Genomic DNA, 20,968 nt, shown 5'->3' on the forward strand with positions numbered 1-20,968 from the left:
GTAACCCTTAAGGATCGAACCATGAACACCGTTACCACCCAAACACTTTCCGAACTTGCCAACCCCGTCATCATCGATGTGCGTGAACCCTACGAATACGTCTCAGGGCATGCACCGACAGCAGCAAGTATTCCGTTAGGAGAACTTGTTGCCCGCGTTGAAGAACTCGACCGCGATGACACCGTCTACGTCATCTGCGAAAGTGGTGGACGCAGCGCGCAGGCCGTCGAATGGCTCAGCACTCAAGGCTTCGATGCCGTCAACGTCGAGGGCGGCACCTCGGCCTGGCGCAACTCCGGCTTGCCCGTCAAGAAAGAGAGCTAGCCATGACAAGCACCATCACTCGTGACGAGGTCGAGCCGCCAACCGGACACGATCCCGAAGCGATGCGCAAAGTCATGAACCGACTCAAGCGCGCCGAAGGACAACTGCGGGCCCTCATCGAATCAATGGGACCAGAGTCCAACTGCAAAGACGTCGTCACCCAGCTGGCAGCCGTGAGTAAAGCGCTCGACCGCGCCGGATACATGATCATCGCCAACGCATTGCAATCCTGCGCCGTCGACGATAAGGATGGCGAAGGCAGCCACGACGGAATGACCTCAGACGACATCGAGAAACTCTTTCTCAGCCTGGCCTAACAGCACGGCACGGCGCTCCTGAACTCACAGAACCGAGCGAGTGCCCCGCGGTGTCAGTCGCCGCGCCTAGGGTTGAAGCATGGCCCGAGCTGTAAGTAATTTTCGCTGCACTGAGTGCGGCTGGTCGAGCATCAAATGGGTTGGCCGCTGCGGTGAATGCCAGCAGTGGGGCACCGTGGTCGAAGCTGGTGCCGCCACCGGAATCACGAAGCGAGTGGCCACCGTTGCGGTGTCCGACGCCAGCGGCGCACGATCAATCACCGAGATCGGTGCCGAATCCGTCGCGCACTGGCCAAGCGGCATCAACGAGTTCGATCGCGTGCTCGGCGGAGGTGTCGTTCCCGGCGCTGCCATACTGCTGAGCGGCGAACCCGGCGTCGGCAAATCTACCCTTCTGCTCGAAGTGGCCTCCCGGGCGGCAGCATCCGGTCAACGCGTGCTCTACGTGACGGCCGAAGAGTCTGTCAGTCAAGTCCGTCTGCGTGCCGAACGCACTAACGCGCTTCACCCCTCACTGTTCCTTGCCGCAGAAACCGACCTCGGTACCATCATCGGCCAGATCGATCACGTCAAACCGCAACTGGTGATCGTCGACTCCGTGCAAACAGTCGCCTCCGCCGCCACCGAAGGCATTGCCGGTGGCCCCTCGCAAGTTCGCGAAGTCGCCTCCACCCTCATCCGGGTCAGCAAAGACCGCAACCTGCCCGTTCTCCTCGTCGGCCACGTCACCAAAGACGGCACCATCGCCGGCCCCCGCCTGCTGGAACACCTAGTGGATGTCGTTCTGCAGTTCGAAGGCGACCGCCAGACCGCCCTTCGCTTCGTTCGCGCGCACAAAAACCGTTTCGGCTCAACCGAAGAAGTGGGTTGCTTCGAAATGACCGGCGAAGGCATCGCCGAAGTCTCCGACCCCAGTGGCCTCTTCCTTTCTCACGCTCGCCAACCCGTGAGCGGCACCTGCGTCACCATCGCCTTAGAGGGCAGACGCGCCCTACCCGTCGAAGTCCAAGCGCTCATCGTGAAGTCGCAAGCTCCGCAACCACGACGCGTCGTCAACGGAGTCGATGCCTCACGAGTTGCGATGCTGCTCGCGGTGCTCGAGCGGCGAGCGGGAATCCCCCTCTCCGGATTCGACGTCTACGTCTCCACTGTTGGCGGCATCCGTGTCACAGAACCGGGAGCCGACCTCGCCATCGCGTTAGCTATTGCCAGCGCCTACAAAGACAAAGCGTTTGCTCCAGCAATGGCCGTCGTTGGCGAGATCAGCCTTGCCGGTGAAATTCGGCCAGCCTCGTCAGCTAAGCAACGACTTGCTGAAGCGGCCAGACTTGGCTTCGGCACCGTGATCGACTCTGAAGCTCTCCATGTGCGCGAAGCCCTACGCCTTGCCTTCGCCGGGGCGACCGAAGAGCGCGTGCAGATCCCCGAGTTCTAAGAAAACCATTCACGCCACTCCCCCAGCACGCAGCAACGGCGGCCCATCCGAGGATGAGCCGCCGTTGCGACGCTAGGTGATGAACTGTTGGTTAGCCGAACAGGGTCCAGAGACCCCAGTCCTCTACGCGCCAGCTGATCCAGCCGTTCTCGCGCTGCAAGCTCACCAGAATCGAGTCACGCTGACCGTTAGATGGCTTCACTGCGCGACACGTGAATGTCTCGCCGATCAGTACCGGTGGAGTGGTTGGACAGTCAAGCTCAATGTTTGCGCCCAACGCTGCAGCCTGCGCCTGGACCGAGTTCTCGATCTGCGTACTGAAGGTTTGAGGAATAAGGGAAATAACCAGTCCAGGAAGAACCAGCATTCCGATTACCAGCGAAACCACTGTTCCCGACCAGGTAGCGATCGGAGCGATTCCCTTACCGGTCTCACGCATCGTGCGGATGCCGCGAATAACCAGATAAACCGGTGCAGTCAAGAAAGCCCACGCAGCATTCGCTGGACGTTCGTGACCCCATACCTGCAGTAGGAGGTTGTCGTAGGCGGCAAGACCAAGAACGACTACGTACGGTGCGATCCACACGACGAGCAGCAGCGGCAAGTTATTGCCGAGGCCCGCAAACGCGATCAAGAACATGCTTGTCAGAAGCTGCACAAGAGGCAGGATTGCGATAAGCCACACAGCCGCGTTGTAGGTGCGGTGTTGGCGAATCTCGCGCGCTGGTGCTTCTTCTTCTTCAGCGTAGGCGCTGAGGGTGGATGCGCCAGGCATCGTGTTCGCGTGGGCAGTTGCCGACTTGGGGAGCAGCTGAGGCTCTTCCGTGCGGTTCTCGTCGACAGGCGCTTCAAGTTCGCGCAGTGTCATCGCGAGCAGAGGCTGAGCGCTCAGTTCGTCATGAACTGGTGCCGTCTCTGGCTCCGGCTCACTGCGAGTCTCGGTGACGAGGTACTCACCATTGACGTTGCGCTCCCGATCACGCTGTTCACGTCGCGACGGAAGTTCATCCGCGTCGTCGTCGTAGTCGTCATCGGCGAAGGCCAGTTTGGTGCTTGGCTGCACGACAATAGGGGCACGAGCATCTGAGGTGTGTTCAGTCCAGGCTTGGGCATCCCACCAGCGCAACTGGGGTAAACCCAAGGGGTCTGGGTACCATCCCGCTGGCACACCGAAACTGTTGTCTTCCACGTTGAACAGAGTAACCGTCACAGACGACTGATAGAAAGCCCTGTTTATAACATTGATGTTCGGCCCTAGCTGTATGTAACCCGAAAGAGTGCCGAAATGGGCCCAAAATGGACCAATTTGGGGCCATTGCCCCCTGAACTGGGACGTCTACCTCAGATCGGCAAACACCAGAAAGTTAACGCAGCTGTGACACAGTCGCGTCGGCAATCACGAAAGTGTTAGCGCATCCACGATGTCATCGGGCGAAGCCTGCATGGTGTGAGGCCCAGCAACATCAAACCAGACAGATTCAATCACGCCGCGATTGGTCTCGAGGAAACCCAGCAGGTCCTCCGCTTGGTAAGCAACGACCTGATGGTCGGATTCTTCAGGAAGCATCGCGACATACGTCTCTACCGACGAGAACAGCAACAGCATGTACTTGTCGGCCTCCCCGCGTCGGAAAACACGCACTTGGGCTGCGTCGTCTTCGCGGTCGCTGAGCATTGGCACGATCACGCGGTCGTTCCGGAGCGCCAAAGCGACCGCGAGCGGGTCGCCAGTCTCTAGCGCCTGCGCGAGCATGGGCGAACTGAATTCGGCGCTCTGCGCCGTTGAGGATGAAGAATCCATGACTAATCCTGGCTAGTTCAACAAGAACTGCTTGGTGCTTTCTGAAGAAATGTCCCCAACGGAGACTTCGAGGTGATAGCTCGCACCGCCGGCCGAAACCACGGGACGATCCGACTCACACGTGTCGGTGGCGGACCGGGTGCGATCCCATTCGATCGAGCTGGATTGAACGGGAACACCCGGTTGCAGGATAACCGTTGTCGCTTCGCCACCGGTCTGGCAGTGCTTGGAGTTCCAAATTTCATCACTGCCACTAGTGATAACAAATTCTTGGATGTCGCTGCCCGCGTCAACAACGCACGGTTCCGTCATGGTGCTCTTGAGGGAGAACGACAACTGAGGCTTTTGACCCTCGGCATAGCTCGTAGCATCGGTGATCGCTTCAAGCGTGAGCTTGGCTGGGTCACAAATCATTGAACCAGTGGAATCGGTGGCGGCGGGAGTGTTCGACTCTGCCGCTGTAGTCTCACCTGGCCCGTTGGCGGGATCAGTTGACGCCTTAGGGCCGAAGACGATCAGCAAGATGATTACGATCACGGCAAGGAGCCCCAGCCCGAGGATCAAGCGTCGGCGCCAGTAGACGCTGCTTGACTGCGGGCCGACCGGATTCCGAAACGTCGACATACGGTAAGGCTAAACGTCTCGGGCCGCTAAAGGCGCTTCAGCATGCGCGTGTTGCCGAGGGTATTGGGTTTCACACGGGAAAGATCAAGGAATTCGGCAACTCCCTCGTCGGGAGACAGCGACAGTTGGGCAAAAACGGCCGGATCAACAAGCTCTTCGATGACGGGCTCAAAACCGTGGCGGGTAAAGAAAGCGGTCTCAAACGTCAGGCAGAACAGCCGTTCGAGGCCAAGAGTGTAAGCATCACGCTCGATCTGATCGAGCAGTGCGTGGCCGACCCCACGACCAAGCCACTCGGATGCGACAGCCAACGTTCGCACTTCGGCTAAGTCTTGCCACATCACGTGCAGCGCCCCGCATCCGATCACCTGGCCCTCAGGAGTCACTGCAACGCGAAACTCTTGCACCGCTTCATAGAAGACGACGAGGTCTTTGCCGAGCAGGATCCGTTCGTTGACGAGCGGTTCAACGAGAGACTGAATTGCCCGAACGTCGGCGGTAGTCGCGGGGCGAACGCTGAAGGTGGTCACGGAATAAAGGTACCGCTGCTGGCAACCAATTCTCCGCGTTAACGACGAAGTGGCTGGGCCGACACCTTTCGGTGTGGCCCAGCCACTTTTCGCTAGGGGTGAGGTTTAGGCCTCGACCTCAGCTGGTTCCTTTTCGGGGAGACCAGGCTGGCGGCTGGTAGTGAACACGAACTGGCTGTCAACGAAGTCAACGTGCACGTGGTCGCCGGCATTGAGTTCGCCGTGCAGGATTTTCTCACTCAGAGCGTCTTCAACTTCGTGCTGCACTGCGCGGCGGAGCGGTCGCGCACCGAGGGCGGGGTCGAACCCGACTTCGATGAGGCGCTCCTTGGCGGGAACAGTGAGCTCGACGGTGAGGTCGCGATCCATCATGCGCTCGGAGAGTCGCTTGATGAAGAGGTCGACGATCTGCAACAGCTCTGGCTTGCTGAGCTGCGGGAACACGATCGTCTCATCAACACGGTTGAGGAACTCTGGCTTGAAGTGCTTCTTGAGCTCTTCAACCACCTTGCCACGCATGCGGTCGTAGCTTGTTGCCGAGTCACCCTCCACCTGGAAGCCCATCGGGCCAGCGGTGATGTCCTTGGTACCCAGGTTGGTGGTCATGATGATGACAGTGTTCTTGAAGTCGATCACGCGACCCTGGCCGTCGGTCAAGCGACCCTCTTCGAGGATCTGCAGGAGCGAGTTGAAGATGTCGGGGTGAGCTTTCTCGATCTCATCGAAGAGCACAACACTGAATGGCTTGCGGCGCACCTTCTCGGTGAGCTGGCCACCCTCTTCGAATCCTACGAATCCGGGAGGCGCACCGAACAGGCGCGAAACGGTGTGCTTTTCGCCGTATTCACTCATATCGAGCGAGATCATGGCCGACTCGTCGTCGAACAAGAACTCGGCAAGGGCCTTAGCAAGTTCGGTCTTACCGACACCGGTCGGACCGGCGAAGATGAACGAACCACTTGGGCGGTTGGGGTCCTTGAGGCCAGCACGCGTGCGGCGAATGGTCTTGGAGAGAACCGAGATGGCTTCTTCTTGACCAATGACACGCATGTGGAGTGCCTTCTCCATGAAGATGAGTCGGCTGGACTCTTCTTCAGTGAGCTTGAAGACGGGGATGCCGGTTGCTGCTGCCAGAACTTCGGCAATCAGACCTTCATCCACAATTCCACTCGCGCCAACGTCGCCCGACTTCCACTGCTTCTCAAGGCGAAGACGCTCGCCGAGGAGCTTCTTCTCTTCGTCGCGCAGGCTAGCGGCCTTCTCGAAGTCTTGGTCTTCGATAGCGCCCTCTTTTTGGCCACGAACTTCGGCGATCTTGTCGTCGAATTCTCGCAGCTCAGGGGGTGCGGAAAGGATGGAGAGACGCAGACGTGCGCCCGCTTCATCCAGAAGGTCAATGGCCTTGTCTGGCAGGAACCGGTCAGACACATAACGGTCGGCAAGGTTTGCTGCAGCAACAATGGCGCCGTCGGTGATGGACACCTTGTGGAAGGACTCGTAGCGGTCGCGGAGCCCCTTCAGGATGTTGATGGTGTGCGGAAGGTTAGGTTCGTGAACCTGAACCGACTGGAAGCGACGCTCTAGGGCGGCATCCTTCTCGAAGTGCTTGCGGTACTCGTCGAGAGTCGTTGCACCAATCGTCTGGAGCTCGCCACGAGCAAGCAGCGGCTTGAGGATCGAGGCAGCGTCGATTGCGCCCTCAGCGGCACCAGCACCAACGAGGGTGTGGATTTCGTCAATGAAGACGATGATGTCGCCGCGGGTGCGGATCTCCTTGGTGACCTTCTTGAGGCGCTCTTCGAAGTCACCGCGGTAGCGGCTACCAGCGATGAGCGAACCGAGGTCGAGCGAGTAAAGCTGCTTGTCTTTCAGAGTCTCGGGTACGTCACCGTTAACGATGGCGATCGCGAGTCCCTCAACAACCGCGGTCTTACCCACGCCGGGTTCACCGATAAGGACAGGGTTGTTCTTGCTGCGACGGGAGAGGATCTGCATAACACGTTCCATCTCCTTCTCGCGGCCGATTACGGGGTCGAGCTTGCCGTCGCGAGCCGCCTGAGTGAGGTTGCGGCCGAACTGGTCAAGAACCTGCGAACCCTTATCGGGAGTCGCATCGTTGCCACCAACAGCGACAGCCTCTTTGCCCTGGAAGCTTCCGAGGAGCTGGATGACCTGCTGACGAACCTTGTTGAGGTCAGCGCCGAGCTTCACGAGAACCTGGGCAGCAACGCCTTCGCCCTCACGGATGAGGCCCAACAGGATGTGCTCTGTGCCGATGTAGTTGTGGCCGAGCTGCAGCGCTTCGCGCAGGCTCAGCTCGAGTACCTTCTTGGCACGCGGCGTGAAGGGGATGTGACCGGTCGGCTGCTGCTGACCCTGGCCAATAATGTCTTGCACCTGCTCGCGCACGGAGTCGAGTGAAATACCCAGCGACTCGAGTGCCTTAGCGGCAACTCCCTCGCCCTCATGAATGAGGCCAAGCAAAATGTGCTCTGTGCCGATGTAGTTGTGGTTGAGCATCTTGGCCTCTTCTTGGGCCAAAACGACTACACGACGGGCGCGGTCGGTAAATCTCTCAAACATCTCTTCACTCCTTTGATACCGCTACGAATTCGGTACCGATGTAAAGAGACTAACCAGTGAAATCGTGAAATAGTCCGGTGTTCGCCCTAGGCGTGACTGTGCTGGGCTACTGCTCACGAATGCACGCGCCGGGGCCGGGGCTGATCCACGAACATCACTCGCACTCACTTAGAAGTCAGGGATGCACTGTCCAGCGGCAGCGCCATCCAGCAGCGTGACGCCGCTCGCCTGCACCGCGTCAAAGAGTGCTTGATCGTCGTCTGTCTTCTGGACGGTTCCCTCGCAGGTTGAGGTGTGGAAGTAGAACTCTCGGTCGAATGAGAAGTATCGGAAGTCCATCCCCGCGAGCTGAGAAGTGAGTGCGGCAGCAGCGACAATCGCAGGCCAATCCTCCTCGCGGTACTCGCTGGAGATAATCTCCACCCCGCGACCCTGCAGCGCCGTTTCGTCGTCGGACCAACGCACTCCTCCGCCCTCGAAGTCGCTAGTGTCACCACTCGAGTTGGAGGGGAGCCACGCATTTATGAGCAACGGGAAGAACCTACTGATCCCCTCGCTGAGGTCCACCACTTCACGCGGTGGGAGCGAACCTGACGATTGCAGTCCAGGGAAGGACCAGAGCTCAAAACTTTGCCTGCCGGCACGCGAGAGCGCATCGCCCGGGTTTCCCTCAACGGGCGAAAGTGCTGCGAGCGCGTCGTAATTGTCAGAGAGGTGGTGCAGCAGTTGAAGCGGATGCATATTGGACGGAGCCGAGAGCACCCGCAGGTAGCCAACATCGCCGAGGTTGGTCACTTGGAGGTCCATCCTCACATCGAGTTCCATAGCGGCGGTGATTTCACGCCAGTACCGATAGTTCTCCACGACGGTGTCACGAGGAAGGCCGAGGCCCGACACCGTGAAGCCACCGTCATCGTCACCGGGAAGCCGAATGCTGAACGAGACTGGCAACCCAGGCCCGTTGCCGTTGCCGTCGAACTGATTCAGCATCGCCGCGACGGTGCCCAGCCGATCAGCCGCGAATGCCTCGCTCACTCCGACCTCAATCGTCGCGTAGCTCTCCCACAAGCTATCGGGGGTTGCCACCCACGACACTTCGCCCACTCCCGGAATCGTTCTGATCTGAGCCAGACTGTGGAGGAAATCGCGCTGCTGCGACTCCGAGAATCCTTCGATGCGGAGATCGGATTCTGCACCACCGTCAACGGTGCATCCCCCTAGCACTGGTGCGAGCAGAGCGACAGCGGCCAGAGCGTTCACGATCCGCCGAGTAAAAGTCATGATTCAACCTTACGTTTCGGGCCCGCGAAATAGCTCCGAATCACGAGGACTGATCTCGGTTTAAGAGTACGTTTCGCGATGCAACCCAGCCTTCCCCCAAACATGGCTCTCTGGGTCCTGGCCAAAGTTAATCATTCTGTAACGTTATATAGAGGGCGTTTGGCCATAAGGTGTCGTTATGCAGGACGCACCGCACGAATCCGCCACCCTTGACGAACTCACGCGCGCGCTCGATCTCCACATGCTGCGCATCCTCGTTGCCATTCACGAAACCGGCAGCGTTTCAGCCGCGGCCCGTCGCCTCGGATTCAGCCAGCCCGCGATCACCCAACAGCTCAAGCGCAGCGAAGCCCGCCTGAACATCGCCCTAGTTGCTCGCACCCCGCGCGGCATGGAACTCACCGAAGCCGGCGCCCTTCTTGCCCGCCACGCGCCCCGCATCGACGCCGCCATCACTGCCGCCGCCAGCGAACTCACCGCGCACCTCGGTCTCGACCGCGGCGCCGTTCGCCTCGCCGCATTCCCCGCCGCCGTCGCCAGCATCATCGCGCCACTGCTCTCGCGTCTCGATCGAGAGTTTCCGGGCATCCACGTCGAATTCAGCGAAGCAGCACCGGATGCCGCCCTCAAAGCTGTTGCCGATGGTCGCGCCGATATCGCCCTCGACTACCGCTACGCGAGCGACCACACCATCACATCAAGCTCACACACGAGCGCCGAAGGGCTGCGCTCGCGCTTCTTGCTCTCCGAGAACGTGCTCGCTATCGTGCCTCGGGCCACCGCCGATCAGCTCGGGGCGTCAGCGAGTGTCGCAGCGCTTCTTCCGTTTACGTGGATCGGTGGCCCGGCAACGTGCACCGCGCAACTCGTCACCGTCGCGACCGCCCTCGGCGAGAAACCCACCCTGCGGCACGATGTCACGACAGCTGGCGCGGCGCTTGCGCTCGTGGCATCCGGAATCGGCGTGACGTTCCTCTCAGAACTCGCCTTGGCCACCACAGCCCTGCCCGACGGCGTCGTCGCCCTCGATTTACAACCCAAACTTCGTCGACGCATCTATGCGACAACGCTCGACGACTCAGCCGACACTCCCAGCATCGCAGTGGCACTCCGGCTGCTCGCCATGCGAGAAGTGGCCCGGAAAACCAGCAGTGATCGCGCGGCACTGTCACAGCACTCGCACCTCCAACGCGCGAAATTTTCATCCGCACCCTTCACCCCTCCTGTAACGCTCACCGAAAGGCACGAACTTCGCATGAGATCTACTAACTCCACCCTGGCCAAGGGGGCTCGGGCCTCCACCGTCGCCGTCGCCGCCTCGGCCCTCTTGCTCGCGGGCTGCGCCACCTCGAACGCACCCACCGGCGATGGCAACATTGACACCATCACGGTTGCCCTGCCTGGGTCTCTCTCAAGCCTCTACGTTGGCGCCGAGAGCGGCATCCTCAACTACTACATTGCCTCCATCACTCAAGAAGGCCTGGTCTCGATCGACGCTGACGGGGCCCTACAGCCTGGCCTTGCCGAATCGTGGGACCAGCCGGATGACGTGACTTACGTTTACGAACTGCGCGACGATGCGATGTTCCAAGACGGCACCCCGGTCACCGCCGATGACGTCGTGTTCAGCCTCGAGCAGGCGCGCGACGAAACCAGCTCGCCCGGTCTCTCGTACTACTTGGGTGGCGTGGAGAGCGTCGAAAAGACCGGCGATCTCGAAGTCACCGTGACCCTCTCGGCCCCCGATGCAGCATTCGCCGCCAACATGAGCACGGGTGGCGCTGCCTTCATCACCTCGCAAAAGTTCTGGGAAGAGAACAACGGCGAAGTCGGCACGAGCAGCGCTCTGCTTCTCGGATCAGGGCCATACAAGGTCACCGAGTTTGTTCCCGACTCCCACGTGAACTTCGAACGCGTAGACACCTGGTGGGGCGACCTCCCCGAAGTGAAGAACATCAACGTGAAGTTCATTCCGGATGAGGGAACTCGCCTTCTTGCCGCCCAGTCTGGCGACATCGACGTGGCCTTCAACGTTCCGCTCGCGCAGTCGACCCAGTGGGAAGACCTCAACAACATGCGCGTCGACTACGTCAACGACCTCTCTTACGTCGGCATGTACTTCAACACCGCGCTCGAGCCGTTCAACGACCCGAAGGTGCGCGAAGCGTTCGCCCACAGTGTTGACCGCACCACGATCGTCGACAAGTTGCTGCGCGGTCATGGCGAAGTAGCCACCGCAATTGCTACACCCGAATCCCTCGGAAGCGTCTACAGCGCTGACGATGCTCGCGACCTGCTCTCGACCATCCCGCAGTACCCGTTCGACCTCGACGCGGCCGCCGCAGCACTCGCGGCCTCCGATCACCCGGATGGCTTCGAGACCGACATCCTGTTCCCCTCCACTGGGCCACAACTCGGCACCGCCGCTCAGTCGCTCGCCGAGAACCTCTCCAAGATCGGCATCACGCTGAACGTGCGCGAAGTTCCGATCGAGGAATGGCTTGCGAGCCTCGAACAAGACAGCAGCTACGGCGTTGGCCTCATGTGGTACTTCTCCACACTGGGTGACCCCGCCGAAGTCTCGACCTACATGCTCGGCGACTACAACATCTCGAACTACGAGAACCCCGAAGTTCTCTCGCTGTTCGAACGTGTCGGCGCCGAAACCGACCAGGCTGCCCGCATCGATCTCCTCATCGAGGCCGAAACGCTGCAGGCAGAAGACATCATCAGCGTTCCGCTCTGGTGGGGACAATCCGCAACCGCGTTCTCGAACGACATCGACATGAGCAACTACAGCTCATTCGCGTTCATTTCGTCGTGGCCGACCCTGCTCACTCCCGCTGGATAATCTGTGACAACCACCCCGATTGCACGCGCATCACACGCTCGGTCCTTGGGCCGCATGCTTGTGGCGCGCGTGCTCGGCACCATCGGCATCCTGCTGGTGCTCTCCATCATCGTGTTCTCGATGCTGCATCTCGCCCCCGGCGACATCGTCAAGAACCTGCTCGGCAATCGGCCATCATCTCCGGATGCTGTGGCGGCGATCCGCGCGCAATACAATCTCGATCAGCCGCTCTATATGCAGTACCTGATCTGGTTGGGCAATACCCTCACCGGTGACTTTGGGCAGTCCATTCGTCTGCAAGATTCGGTGTCGAATGTGATTGGCTCGCGCCTTGGCATCACGGCTGCGCTCAGTGGACTCGCGTTCCTCCTTGCTGTGATCGTCGCCGTTCCGCTCGGCGTGCAAAGCGCTGTTCGTTCGGGAAGCTGGATCGACCGTTTCGCCACCGGCTTCGGCATCGTCGGCCTCAGCGCCCCCACGTTCGCCGTCGGCCTCCTCCTTCTCTATGTCTTCGCTTTCTACCTGCCGATCTTTCCTGTCTATGGGTCGGGCGACGGTGGCCTCGACACTCTCTGGCACCTCGTGCTGCCCGCCATCACTCTGGCGCTCGGACTTGGCGCGATCATCCTCAAGCTCACCCGCACGGCCATGCTGCGCGAACTCGAAAGTGACTATGTAACCTTTGGTCGTGCGCGCGGGTTGCCCGACCGCCAAGTGCATATGATCGCGCTGCGCAACGCCGCCATCCCCATCGTGACCGGCGCGAGCCTTGTGTTGACGTTCCTCGTCGGCGGCACAGTGCTGGCCGAAACGACCTTCGCCCTGCCAGGACTCGGCACTCTGTTGCAAGGCTCCGTGCTGTTCAAGGACATCGCCGTCGTGCAAGCCCTCACCCTGTTGGTGGCCGTGACGATTGCGATCATCGCGCTACTGGCCGACCTTGCCTACATCTTCCTCGACCCCCGCATCCGCGCTAAGGAGAGTGCTCAGTGAGCAGCACCGAAGCTATCGTCTTAGCGAAACTTCCGCGGTCGCGCCGTCGGCATCCGGTCGCCGTGTGGTTGTCGCTCGCCCTACTCGGAGTCGTCGCCTTCTTGGTGCTCTTCGGCAATCTGATTGCCCCGGATGCCACAGCCCAGTCGATCCTCGATTCGCTCCTGCCCCCTGGCAGTCCTGGTCACCTTCTCGGCACCGACGAACTCGGTCGTGACGTGCTTGCTCTGACGATCGCGGGAGCAGCATCCGCTCTCGTTGGTCCGGTGTGCGTGGCACTCGGGTCGATGATTCTTGGCATTCTGCTCGGTACGGTTGCGGGTTACTTGCGTGGCCCCATCGACTTCATCATCGGGCGCTGGACCGACCTTCTCTTCTCACTTCCGCTGCTGCTGGCGGCGATCGTGGTCGCTGGCGTCTTCGGCGCTGGCTACTGGATGACCGTGCTGCTGCTGATCTTGCTGTTCTCGCCCTCGGACATCCGCATTGTGCGCGCCGGGGTTATGGAACAGGCCGCGCGACCCTTCGTGGAGGCAGCCCAAATGCTGTCGCTCTCGAAGACGCGCATCATGTTCACGCAGGTGCTGCCGAACGTGTGGTCGTTGATCATCACCAACTCGATGCTCAACGTAGCGTTTGCTCTTGTCGCCTTCTCGTCGCTGTCGTTCTTGGGTGTTGGTGTTGCGCCGGGCACGGCCGATTGGGGCCGTCAGCTCACGGATGGTCGCGCGATCATGATTGACAATCCGGCGGCTGTTCTTATTCCCGCTCTGCTCATCATCGGCGTTGCCTCAGCGGCAAACCTTGTCGGTGACTGGCTTGGCCAAAACTTGACTCGAACGGGACGCTCATGACCGACACCGACGTAGCTGACACTGCCGCTGCAGCCAGGAACAGTCGCAGTACCACCGCCCAAGTGACCGTCACTGGGCTCACGATCGACGGGCCAGCCGGTGTCGTTGTCGCGCCCTTCGATTTCTCCATCGCCCCGGGCGAAACTCTCGCCCTCATCGGCGAATCCGGCTCCGGCAAGACCCTCTCCGCCAAAGCTATCGCCGGGCTTTTGCCTGCCGTCTTCACCGCACGCGGCACCATTGCGCTGTCGAGCGCGACGATTGAGCTGCCATCAACGGATGCCGTCTGGCGAGCCACTCGTGGTCGCCGCATTTCTCTGCTGCTGCAAGATCCGTTCACGAGCCTGAGCCCGGTGCACCGCTGCGGCACCCAAATCGGGATCACGATCGATGCCGCGAGCGCGACCCGTCTCAGCCGCGAGGAACGCACCGCCCGCATCACGCAAAGCCTCGCCGAGGTGAACCTGCCCGCGGATGTCGCCCGCGCCTACCCGCACGAACTCTCCGGTGGAATGCGTCAACGGGTTGCCATCGCGGCGGCCCTCGCCACTGACCCCGAACTGCTCATTGCTGACGAGCCAACCACGGCTCTCGATGCAAGCAACCAGGGTGAGATTCTCGACCTGCTTCGCGGTCTGCAAGAGAAGCGCGGCATGGCCGCATTGCTCATCTCGCACGACCTCGGAATGGTCCGCGGGCGTGCGGAGCACGTGCTCGTGATGCGCCACGGCGACATTGTGGAGCGCGGTGTCACGAGCTCCGTGCTCAATGCGCCAAGCCACCCGTACACTCGGGCGCTGATCGAAGCCGACCCCTCGTTGACCGACCGCTCGGCTGGGGTCGTGCGTGCGGCATCCGGTGCAGCTACTGACGGCGATGCAGCGCAAACGGCCGATCTCGTTGTTGCCATCGACATCACCAAGAGCTTCGGCGATAAGGCCGTGCTGCATGGGGTGAGCGTGACCGTTGGCCGCGGCGAGACTGTGGGCATTGTCGGCGAGAGCGGTTCGGGCAAGACCACAATCGCGCGCTGTGTTGCCGGACTCGAACGAGAAACCAGCGGTGTGATCGAGTTCGATGGTGTCGCTCTCGCACCGGGCCGTGATTCACGGACACCCCAGCAAATGCAGATCGTCTTCCAAGACCCGTATTCGTCGCTAAACCCGATGATCAGTGTTGGTCGGTCGTTGAAGCTGGCGTTGCGAGTGGCGGGACGTCCGGCATCCGACCTCAATGGGCTTCTGCAGTTGGTTGAGCTGCCCGCCGACTTTGCGAGCAAACGCCCAGCCGAACTTTCGGGAGGCCAACGGCAGCGCGTGGCGATTGCCCGCGCGCTCGCTGTGCAACCGCAACTTCTGATTTGTGACGAATCAGTGTCGGCGCTCGACGTCTCGGTGCAGAAACAGATTCTCGATCTGCTGGCCAAGCTGCGCGCCGATCTCGGGCTCTCGATCCTGTTCATTTCCCACGATCTCGCTGTCGTACGTCAGCTTGCCGACCGGGTCTATGTGCTGCGCAATGGCGAAGTTGTCGAGTCCGGCCGGTGCCACGAAGTGCTCAACACCCCGACTCATCCCTACACTCAGGCGCTCGTTGCCGCGTCCATTCACGAAGCACCCACTCACTGATATCGATGCCACAAGCTGTCGAAATCGTCTCGAAAGGATCCCGTGGAACTCTCCACTTCCGCCCCTGATTCGCCAACCGCTGCGAGTTCTGAAACCGTTAAGCGGCTAGCGCCAGCCGACCTGCCCAAGCACCTCATCCACGCTCTCGGCGCCGACCGCGCCGCCCAGTGGCAACGTGACCGCGAACCGTACAACCCCCAAGTGTGGATGCTCGACTCCCCTGCAGGCAGTGCCGCCGCCCTCACCTCGGGTCGCCCGAATACTCGCTACACGAAGCTCGTTGACCTCTGGGTTGGCGCCGCTCCCGCTGACGCGGCGGACAGGCACGCGGCGAACGTGCACGCGCCCGGCCGCACGCTCCTCAACCAGGTCATCGCTGCTTCGGTTGCTCGCGGTGACGCTTGCCTCAAATGGCAGCTCCCCGCGGATTCCGACTTTCCCGGTTTCGCTCACGATCTCGGCTTCACCGAATTGCGCGACCCTATTTCCTCTGCTGATGGCACGCAGGGGGTTCGTGGTTTTGTGCTGTGGCATGATGCGTGGCCGCACGATCAATTGCGCTATTACGGCCAGACGACGATGTTCACGTGTGGTGCTGTCGCCGCGATGACGGCCCTCAGCCATCTCGGCCTTGAACCGTTTGCTGACACGGAAGACGAGGATGCCCGCGAGCGCGAACTTGCCTTCTGGCGTGCGGCCACCAATTTTCCGGCCTGTGAACCTCTCGGTCTGGCTGTTGCGGTGCACGATGTGATCGCTCAGGCCGCGACCGGCATCACCCTCGAACTGCACCTCGACACGACCGAACCGACGCTGCTCGAAACGTATGAGGGCGAAGAGCGCGCATTTCGGGAGCAGTTGCAGGCACAGTCTCGGGCCGAGGCCGCGAGCCGCGGCATCCGGCAGCACACGGCCCCGCTATCGATCGAGCAGATCACTGCGCGGGTGGCGGGCGGCGAACTCGCAATCCTGTTGATTGAAGAAGAGCCCATGCACGATGCGTCTACCCCGCACTGGGTCGTTGCCCACTCGGTAAAGGGCGACACCGTGCTGCTCAATGATCCGTGGATCACTGCCGAGCAGGGCGAGACATGGGTCGATTCTCACGATCTACCGGTGTCGCTGGCGGTGCTCGACCAGATGATCGCGTTTGGTGACCCGGCTTATCGCGGAGTGATTTTTGTGGCACGCTAGCTCTCAGCGACGTGACGATCGGGTGAGGAGTCGCCGTGAGCAACCCTGAAGAGAACCCCGCCGAGGTGGTGTGTGAAACGCAGCACGGGGTCGGCGTGCAACTGCTTGCGCCGCGCGAAGTACCGCTCGGCGGTCCGCGTGCCATGAATGTGCGACGCACTCTTCCCCAACGGTCCCGTTCGCTCATCGGTGGTTGGTGTTTCGTCGACCACTATGGGCCAGAGTCCACGCGGATGCACGTGCCGCCGCATCCCCACACGGGATTGCAGACCGTGAGTTGGCTTTTTGCCGGCGACATCGAGCACCGCGATAGCGTCGGCAGTCTCGCGACCGTTCGGCCGGGAGAGTTGAATCTCATGACGGCAGGTCGCGGCATTTCGCATTCGGAGGTCTCGCCCGCCGAGCCGACCCTGCTGCACGGGGCCCAGCTGTGGGTTGCACTCCCCGACGCGCACCGCGACACCGCCCCCACTTTTGAAAATTTCGCACCAACCCCCTTCGATCATCAGGGGGCCAGCGTCAGTGTGTTTATCGGTGAACTTGCCGGGGTCTCCTCACCGGCGCACGTCTTCTCTCCCCTGCTGGGCGCACAGCTCAACATCCCGGCTGGCACCACCATCACGCTTTCCGTCAACGCGGGATTCGAACACGGTGTGCTCGTGGATGCCGGAGACGTGACTGTCGCCAGCGTGCAGACCCCCACCGATCACCTCGCCTATCTCGCTCCCGGCCCCACCAAGTTAACGATCACTGCAGCGACGGATGCCCGGCTCTTGCTTCTGGGTGGCGAACCGCTCGGCGAAGCCATCATCATGTGGTGGAACTTCATCGGGCGCAGCCACGACGAGATCGTCGACTTCCGTGCGCAGTGGCAGGCTGACGTGATTGCTGGCGGCAACCCCGCTGGACGTTTCGGCACCGTCGAGAACTTTGACGGGCACCCGCTACCGGCACCAGAACTACCGACGATCAGACTGAAACCGCGCGACTAGTTCTGGGCGACTACTTCTGGGCGATTAGACCGCGGTCACTCGAAGGACGAGTGCTTCGTCGGGGTGCAGAATCGGCAGCGGGAGGCCCACCGATGCGAGTGCCGCACCCGACAGAACGACTTCGCCATCGGGCCACCACGCTGGTACGGTACCGGGGTAGGTTGCCGCCGCCGCGCCAACATCAACGGCACTGACGCGGTAGCTGCGGTGCGCTTCGAGACCGGGCAGACGCTGGGCGGTCGGGACGGCATCCGCGGGCGTCGTGAGGCACGTAATCCAATAAACAGCTTCGGTCACGTGACCGGCGGCATCTTCCGCGAGGATGCCCGTCACAACGGGTTCGGCCACTGCGAGTTCACCGCGAACGACCCGGCCCGAGTGGATGAGATCGCGTAGCGAACGATAGGCGCCTGCCCACACTCGGAGGGCATCCCGCTCTTTAGCGGTTGTGGCGGTGAGGTCCCACTCGATTCCCGAATGCCCCATGAGGGCGGTCGCGAGACGGAAGCCGAGAGACAGCGAACGCCCCGAGGTGTGCGCTGGCGAAGAGCCGACGTGTGAGCCTAGGTATTCGAACGGCACAAGCAGGTTCGTCCAGCGCATGATCGAGAAACGGTCGTGCGCATCGTTGGTATCGGATGGCCAGACGCGCTGCACGCGCTCGAGCACTCCGGCATCCACCCGGGCACCCCCCGAGGCGCACGACTCGATTTCGACGTGCGGGTACCGCTCGCGCAGATCGTCCATCAGGCGATAGGTCGCGGCAACATGACGGTGCACCGAGCCGCCGAGCAGGTCGCGATTCATGTCCCACTTCAGGTAGCTGATTGCATACTCATCGAGAAGGGCGCTGATAGCGTCGCGCACATGGGCGAAGGCGGCAGGGTTGTCGAGGTCGAGCACGAACTGATCGCGCCACGACTTCGGCAGCGGGCGGTCGTCGTCGCGAAGGATCCACTCCGGATGCTCGCGCGCAAGATCCGAGTCGAGAGACACCATTTCGGGCTCGACCCAGAGGCCAAACTGCATCCCGCTGGCTGTCACCCGATCAACGAGTGGAGCGAGACCCTCGGGAGATGCCGTGGCGTCCACCGTCCAGTCGCCGAGGGCACGCTTGTCGTCGGTGCGGTTGGTCATCCAGCCATCATCGAGAACGAAGCGTTCAACACCAACGTCGGCAGCAGCATCGGCGAGCGCCGCCAACTGCTCAAGGTTGTGGTCAAAGTAGACGGCTTCCCACGTGTTGAGGGTGAGCGGTCGCGGTGACGATGGGTGCGCGGGCAGGGCACGGAACCACTCGTGGAACCGGTCGCTCAGTCCGTCGAGTCCCGCATCCGACCAGGCCGCGTAGGCCCACGGTGACTCGTAGGTCTCGCCGGTTGCCAGCCGCACTTCGCCGGGGGCAAGAAGCTCAGCGGCGCCCACGGTCGTAACGCCGAGCGCTGTGCGGTCAATCCACACGCTCGCGTCGCCACTCGTGCCGAGGTGCATCGCCCAGACCTCGCCGTGGCGAAAGCCGAAACCGGGTGTGCCCGTCACCGTGAGGTAGGAGTCGTCGTGACCACGGCGACCGTGACGCGACTCACGCAACCAGGTTCCGTAGTCAATGGCGGAGCGCTGAGGTTGGCGTTCGGCCGCCCAGATTCCGCTGAAGTCGAGTCGCTCACGCGCAACGGGCGCGAGCGGAAGAATGGCGGCCAACGACGAGAGCTCGAAAGTCTCGGTGGCGATGTTGGTGAGGTGCGAGCGGCTGCGCAGCACTCCGGAGGCAGCCAACTCAAAGGTGATCGTCAAACGCAGGGCCACAGCATCCGCCTCGACATCGCTCGAGTCAACGAGCGTGACCGTGATTCGCCCAGACTCCGGATGCGCGATGCTCTCGGTCCGCAGCGCAGGCCGACGTACTCGCGCACGGCTGGCATCTGCCCGCTGGTCGTGGCGACCTTCAAGCCCCGGCAACCCGGTCCAGCCTTCGGCGAGCACGGGAACGATGCTCAGCCGGAAGGGTTCGTCGATGGAACTCGGCCCGACGGCACGTTCGCGTGAATCAGCGAGTGCTGCGAGTTGGGCAGGGTCAAGTTCTCCGAGGTCTGCACCCCAGTGCGTGATCGACGGCACGCCCGTGCCGCGAGCATCCAGCACGAAGCTGGTGCCCGCGGCACGGAGGTGAACGATGTCGTTCGTGTTATTCGTTGACGGCAATCGCGGCAGCCTTCATGGCGTCAATTGTCTTCTGCTGACCGTTGGTCAGGGCCTCCGAGAGGGTGCCCGAACCGGAGATTGCGGCGGAGAATCCGTCAGCAACATCCGTGTAGGTCTGCGTCATGGTCGGGCCCCACGTGAAGTTGGGGTTGACCTCGGCGCCAGCAGCAGCGAACACGTCATAAATGTTCTGTCCGCCGTAGAAGTCCAGGCCTTCGGAGAATGCGGGCAGGTCGCCACCAGTCTTCGTTGCCGGGTAGATGTTTGCCGTCTTGTTCATGCTCGACAGTGCCTCTGGGTCAGTGTTCAACCAGAGTGCGAACTGTGCAGCCTCGTAGGGGTGCTCGCTTCCCTTGAGAACTGCTGTGCTCGATCCGCCCCAGTTGCCGGCAGCTGATTCGCCTTCGTTCCACTGCGGCATCTGAGTTACAGCCCAGTTGCCTGCGGTGTCAGGAGCGCCACTCGTGATGGTGTTTGCTCCCCAGACTGCGGAAACCCAGCTCCAGACGTCGCCCGAGTTGTAGCCGTTGTTCCACTCATCGGTCCACGGCGGGAGAACAGCAACGAGGTCCTGGTCGATCAGGTTCTGCCAGTACTCGGCAACCTTGATCGATTCGGGCGAGTCGAGAGTTACATTCCACGCTTCACCGTCGTTCTCGAACCACTGGCCATCAGCCTGCCAGACGAGACCAGCGAACGCGTTGATGTCGCTCTGCGAGAAGTTGGTGATGTAGCCACCCTCTGCGCGAACAGCCTTGGCTGCCTCTTCGAACTCTGCCCAGGTGGTCGGGATCGCAATTCCGGCGTTCTCGAACAGGTCAGCGCGGTAGAACAGACCCTCGGGGCCGGTGTCCTGCGGCACTGCGTACACAGCGTTCTCTTCACCGAAAGTGACCTGGCTCCAGGTCCAGTCGATGAACTGGTCTTGAGCATCCAGCACTCCGGCACAGTCGGCGATGTTGACGACGCCGTCTTGCACGCGGAAGTTGGGCAGTGCGTCGTACTCGATCTGGCCGAGGTCAGGAGCGTTGCCTGCTTCAATCTGGTTGAAGAAGTTGTTGTACGTTCCGCCGTTACCGTTTGGTCCGGTCTGAACTTCAACCTGGATGTCGGGGTTCTTCTCGTTCCAGATAGCGACGGCGTCTTCCATGCCGGGCAACCAAGTGGTGAAGCTCAGGGTTACGGGTCCATCTGATGGGGCGCACGCGGCGGCGTCAGTGCCGCCGTCTGTGCCTGCTCCGGTTGAGCATGCTGAGAGTGCGAGCGCGGAAACGAGCACCAATGCTCCTCCAGCGCGAGCTATGCGATTAGCCATGCGATTACCTTCCTTGTGATTGTGATTGTGATTGTGGTGCGGGG

The 20,968-nt window shown here is 61.4% G+C and carries 17 protein-coding genes; 9 read left to right on the top strand and 8 right to left on the bottom strand.

The features are described 5' to 3' along the window. Positions 1-21: 21 nt before the first annotated feature. The 3 genes from AC061P_RS12255 to radA all read left to right on the top strand — a co-directional run bounded on the left by AC061P_RS12255 (position 22) and on the right by radA (position 2,076). Positions 22-324, top strand: a complete 303-nt coding sequence (locus AC061P_RS12255) for a rhodanese-like domain-containing protein (protein WP_480391324.1) — start codon at positions 22-24, stop codon at positions 322-324. A 2-nt stretch (positions 325-326) separates the two neighbouring features. Beyond that, on the top strand, positions 327-641 hold the full coding sequence (locus AC061P_RS12260) for a metal-sensitive transcriptional regulator (RefSeq protein ID WP_480391325.1): 315 nt from the start codon (positions 327-329) through the stop codon (positions 639-641). Between the two features lie 79 nt (positions 642-720). Beyond that, positions 721-2,076 carry a DNA repair protein RadA gene (radA, locus tag AC061P_RS12265; protein WP_449647523.1) on the top strand — a complete coding sequence of 452 codons (1,356 nt, stop codon included), beginning with the start codon at positions 721-723 and terminating at the stop codon, positions 2,074-2,076. A 91-nt stretch (positions 2,077-2,167) separates the two neighbouring features. Here radA and AC061P_RS12270 read toward each other — a convergent pair whose 3' ends face one another. From AC061P_RS12270 to AC061P_RS12295, 6 genes are all read right to left on the bottom strand, one after another. Beyond that, a complete protein-coding gene (locus AC061P_RS12270) occupies positions 2,168-3,286 on the bottom strand; it encodes a DUF2510 domain-containing protein (protein ID WP_449647524.1) in 1,119 nt (372 codons plus the stop codon). Positions 3,287-3,472: 186 nt separating this feature from the next. Next, positions 3,473-3,877, bottom strand: a complete 405-nt coding sequence (locus AC061P_RS12275; protein ID WP_449647525.1) for an SseB family protein — start codon at positions 3,875-3,877, stop codon at positions 3,473-3,475. Between the two features lie 12 nt (positions 3,878-3,889). Beyond that, positions 3,890-4,501 carry a hypothetical protein gene (locus AC061P_RS12280; RefSeq protein WP_449647526.1) on the bottom strand — a complete coding sequence of 204 codons (612 nt, stop codon included), beginning with the start codon at positions 4,499-4,501 and terminating at the stop codon, positions 3,890-3,892. Between the two features lie 26 nt (positions 4,502-4,527). Continuing rightward, on the bottom strand, positions 4,528-5,031 hold the full coding sequence (locus tag AC061P_RS12285) for an amino-acid N-acetyltransferase (protein ID WP_449647527.1): 504 nt from the start codon (positions 5,029-5,031) through the stop codon (positions 4,528-4,530). Between the two features lie 105 nt (positions 5,032-5,136). Further along, positions 5,137-7,614, bottom strand: a complete 2,478-nt coding sequence (locus AC061P_RS12290; RefSeq protein ID WP_449647528.1) for an ATP-dependent Clp protease ATP-binding subunit — start codon at positions 7,612-7,614, stop codon at positions 5,137-5,139. A gap of 168 nt (positions 7,615-7,782) precedes the next feature. Then, entirely contained in the window at positions 7,783-8,895 is a 1,113-nt protein-coding gene (locus AC061P_RS12295; protein WP_449647529.1) for a hypothetical protein, read from the bottom strand. Between the two features lie 178 nt (positions 8,896-9,073). Between AC061P_RS12295 and AC061P_RS12300 the strand changes: the two genes are divergently transcribed. From AC061P_RS12300 to AC061P_RS12325, 6 genes are read left to right on the top strand one after another with little or no spacing between them, the layout of a single operon-like run. Beyond that, positions 9,074-11,746: an ABC transporter substrate-binding protein gene (locus AC061P_RS12300; RefSeq protein ID WP_480391326.1), complete on the top strand. Its 2,673-nt coding sequence runs from the start codon at positions 9,074-9,076 to the stop codon at positions 11,744-11,746. A gap of 3 nt (positions 11,747-11,749) precedes the next feature. Next, complete coding sequence (locus tag AC061P_RS12305; RefSeq protein ID WP_480391327.1) at positions 11,750-12,739, top strand: ABC transporter permease; 990 nt, start codon at positions 11,750-11,752, stop codon at positions 12,737-12,739. Beyond that, a complete protein-coding gene (locus AC061P_RS12310) occupies positions 12,736-13,593 on the top strand; it encodes an ABC transporter permease (protein ID WP_480391328.1) in 858 nt (285 codons plus the stop codon). Before AC061P_RS12305 ends, AC061P_RS12310 begins: the two co-directional genes overlap by 4 nt. Next, positions 13,590-15,221: an ATP-binding cassette domain-containing protein gene (locus AC061P_RS12315; RefSeq protein WP_480391329.1), complete on the top strand. Its 1,632-nt coding sequence runs from the start codon at positions 13,590-13,592 to the stop codon at positions 15,219-15,221. The genes AC061P_RS12310 and AC061P_RS12315 overlap by 4 nt, the downstream gene beginning before the upstream one ends. A gap of 42 nt (positions 15,222-15,263) precedes the next feature. After that, positions 15,264-16,415: a peptidase C39 family protein gene (locus tag AC061P_RS12320; protein ID WP_480391330.1), complete on the top strand. Its 1,152-nt coding sequence runs from the start codon at positions 15,264-15,266 to the stop codon at positions 16,413-16,415. Between the two features lie 35 nt (positions 16,416-16,450). Next, the gene (locus AC061P_RS12325) at positions 16,451-17,407 is read left to right on the top strand and encodes a pirin family protein (protein ID WP_449647535.1); all 957 of its coding nucleotides are present in this window, start codon (positions 16,451-16,453) and stop codon (positions 17,405-17,407) included. Between the two features lie 24 nt (positions 17,408-17,431). On the opposite strand, the gene AC061P_RS12330 is transcribed toward AC061P_RS12325, so the two are convergent. Both AC061P_RS12330 and AC061P_RS12335 read right to left on the bottom strand, forming a co-directional pair. Then, entirely contained in the window at positions 17,432-19,609 is a 2,178-nt protein-coding gene (locus tag AC061P_RS12330; RefSeq protein ID WP_480391331.1) for an alpha-galactosidase, read from the bottom strand. Then, positions 19,593-20,924, bottom strand: coding sequence for an ABC transporter substrate-binding protein (locus tag AC061P_RS12335; protein WP_480391332.1), 1,332 nt, complete (start codon positions 20,922-20,924; stop codon positions 19,593-19,595). The genes AC061P_RS12330 and AC061P_RS12335 overlap by 17 nt, the downstream gene beginning before the upstream one ends. Positions 20,925-20,968 lie beyond the last annotated feature (44 nt).

It is taken from the genome of Rhodoglobus sp. G.S.4, assembly GCF_056619605.1.

Coding starts and splice junctions, on each gene's coding strand:
- AC061P_RS12255 (WP_480391324.1), top strand. CDS start 22: ATGAACACCGTTACCACCCAAACACTTTCCGAACTTGCCAACCCCGTC.
- AC061P_RS12260 (WP_480391325.1), top strand. CDS start 327: ATGACAAGCACCATCACTCGTGACGAGGTCGAGCCGCCAACCGGACAC.
- radA (WP_449647523.1), top strand. CDS start 721: ATGGCCCGAGCTGTAAGTAATTTTCGCTGCACTGAGTGCGGCTGGTCG.
- AC061P_RS12275 (WP_449647525.1), bottom strand. CDS start 3,877: ATGGATTCTTCATCCTCAACGGCGCAGAGCGCCGAATTCAGTTCGCCC.
- AC061P_RS12280 (WP_449647526.1), bottom strand. CDS start 4,501: ATGTCGACGTTTCGGAATCCGGTCGGCCCGCAGTCAAGCAGCGTCTAC.
- AC061P_RS12290 (WP_449647528.1), bottom strand. CDS start 7,614: ATGTTTGAGAGATTTACCGACCGCGCCCGTCGTGTAGTCGTTTTGGCC.
- AC061P_RS12295 (WP_449647529.1), bottom strand. CDS start 8,895: ATGACTTTTACTCGGCGGATCGTGAACGCTCTGGCCGCTGTCGCTCTG.
- AC061P_RS12300 (WP_480391326.1), top strand. CDS start 9,074: ATGCAGGACGCACCGCACGAATCCGCCACCCTTGACGAACTCACGCGC.
- AC061P_RS12315 (WP_480391329.1), top strand. CDS start 13,590: ATGACCGACACCGACGTAGCTGACACTGCCGCTGCAGCCAGGAACAGT.
- AC061P_RS12335 (WP_480391332.1), bottom strand. CDS start 20,924: ATGGCTAATCGCATAGCTCGCGCTGGAGGAGCATTGGTGCTCGTTTCC.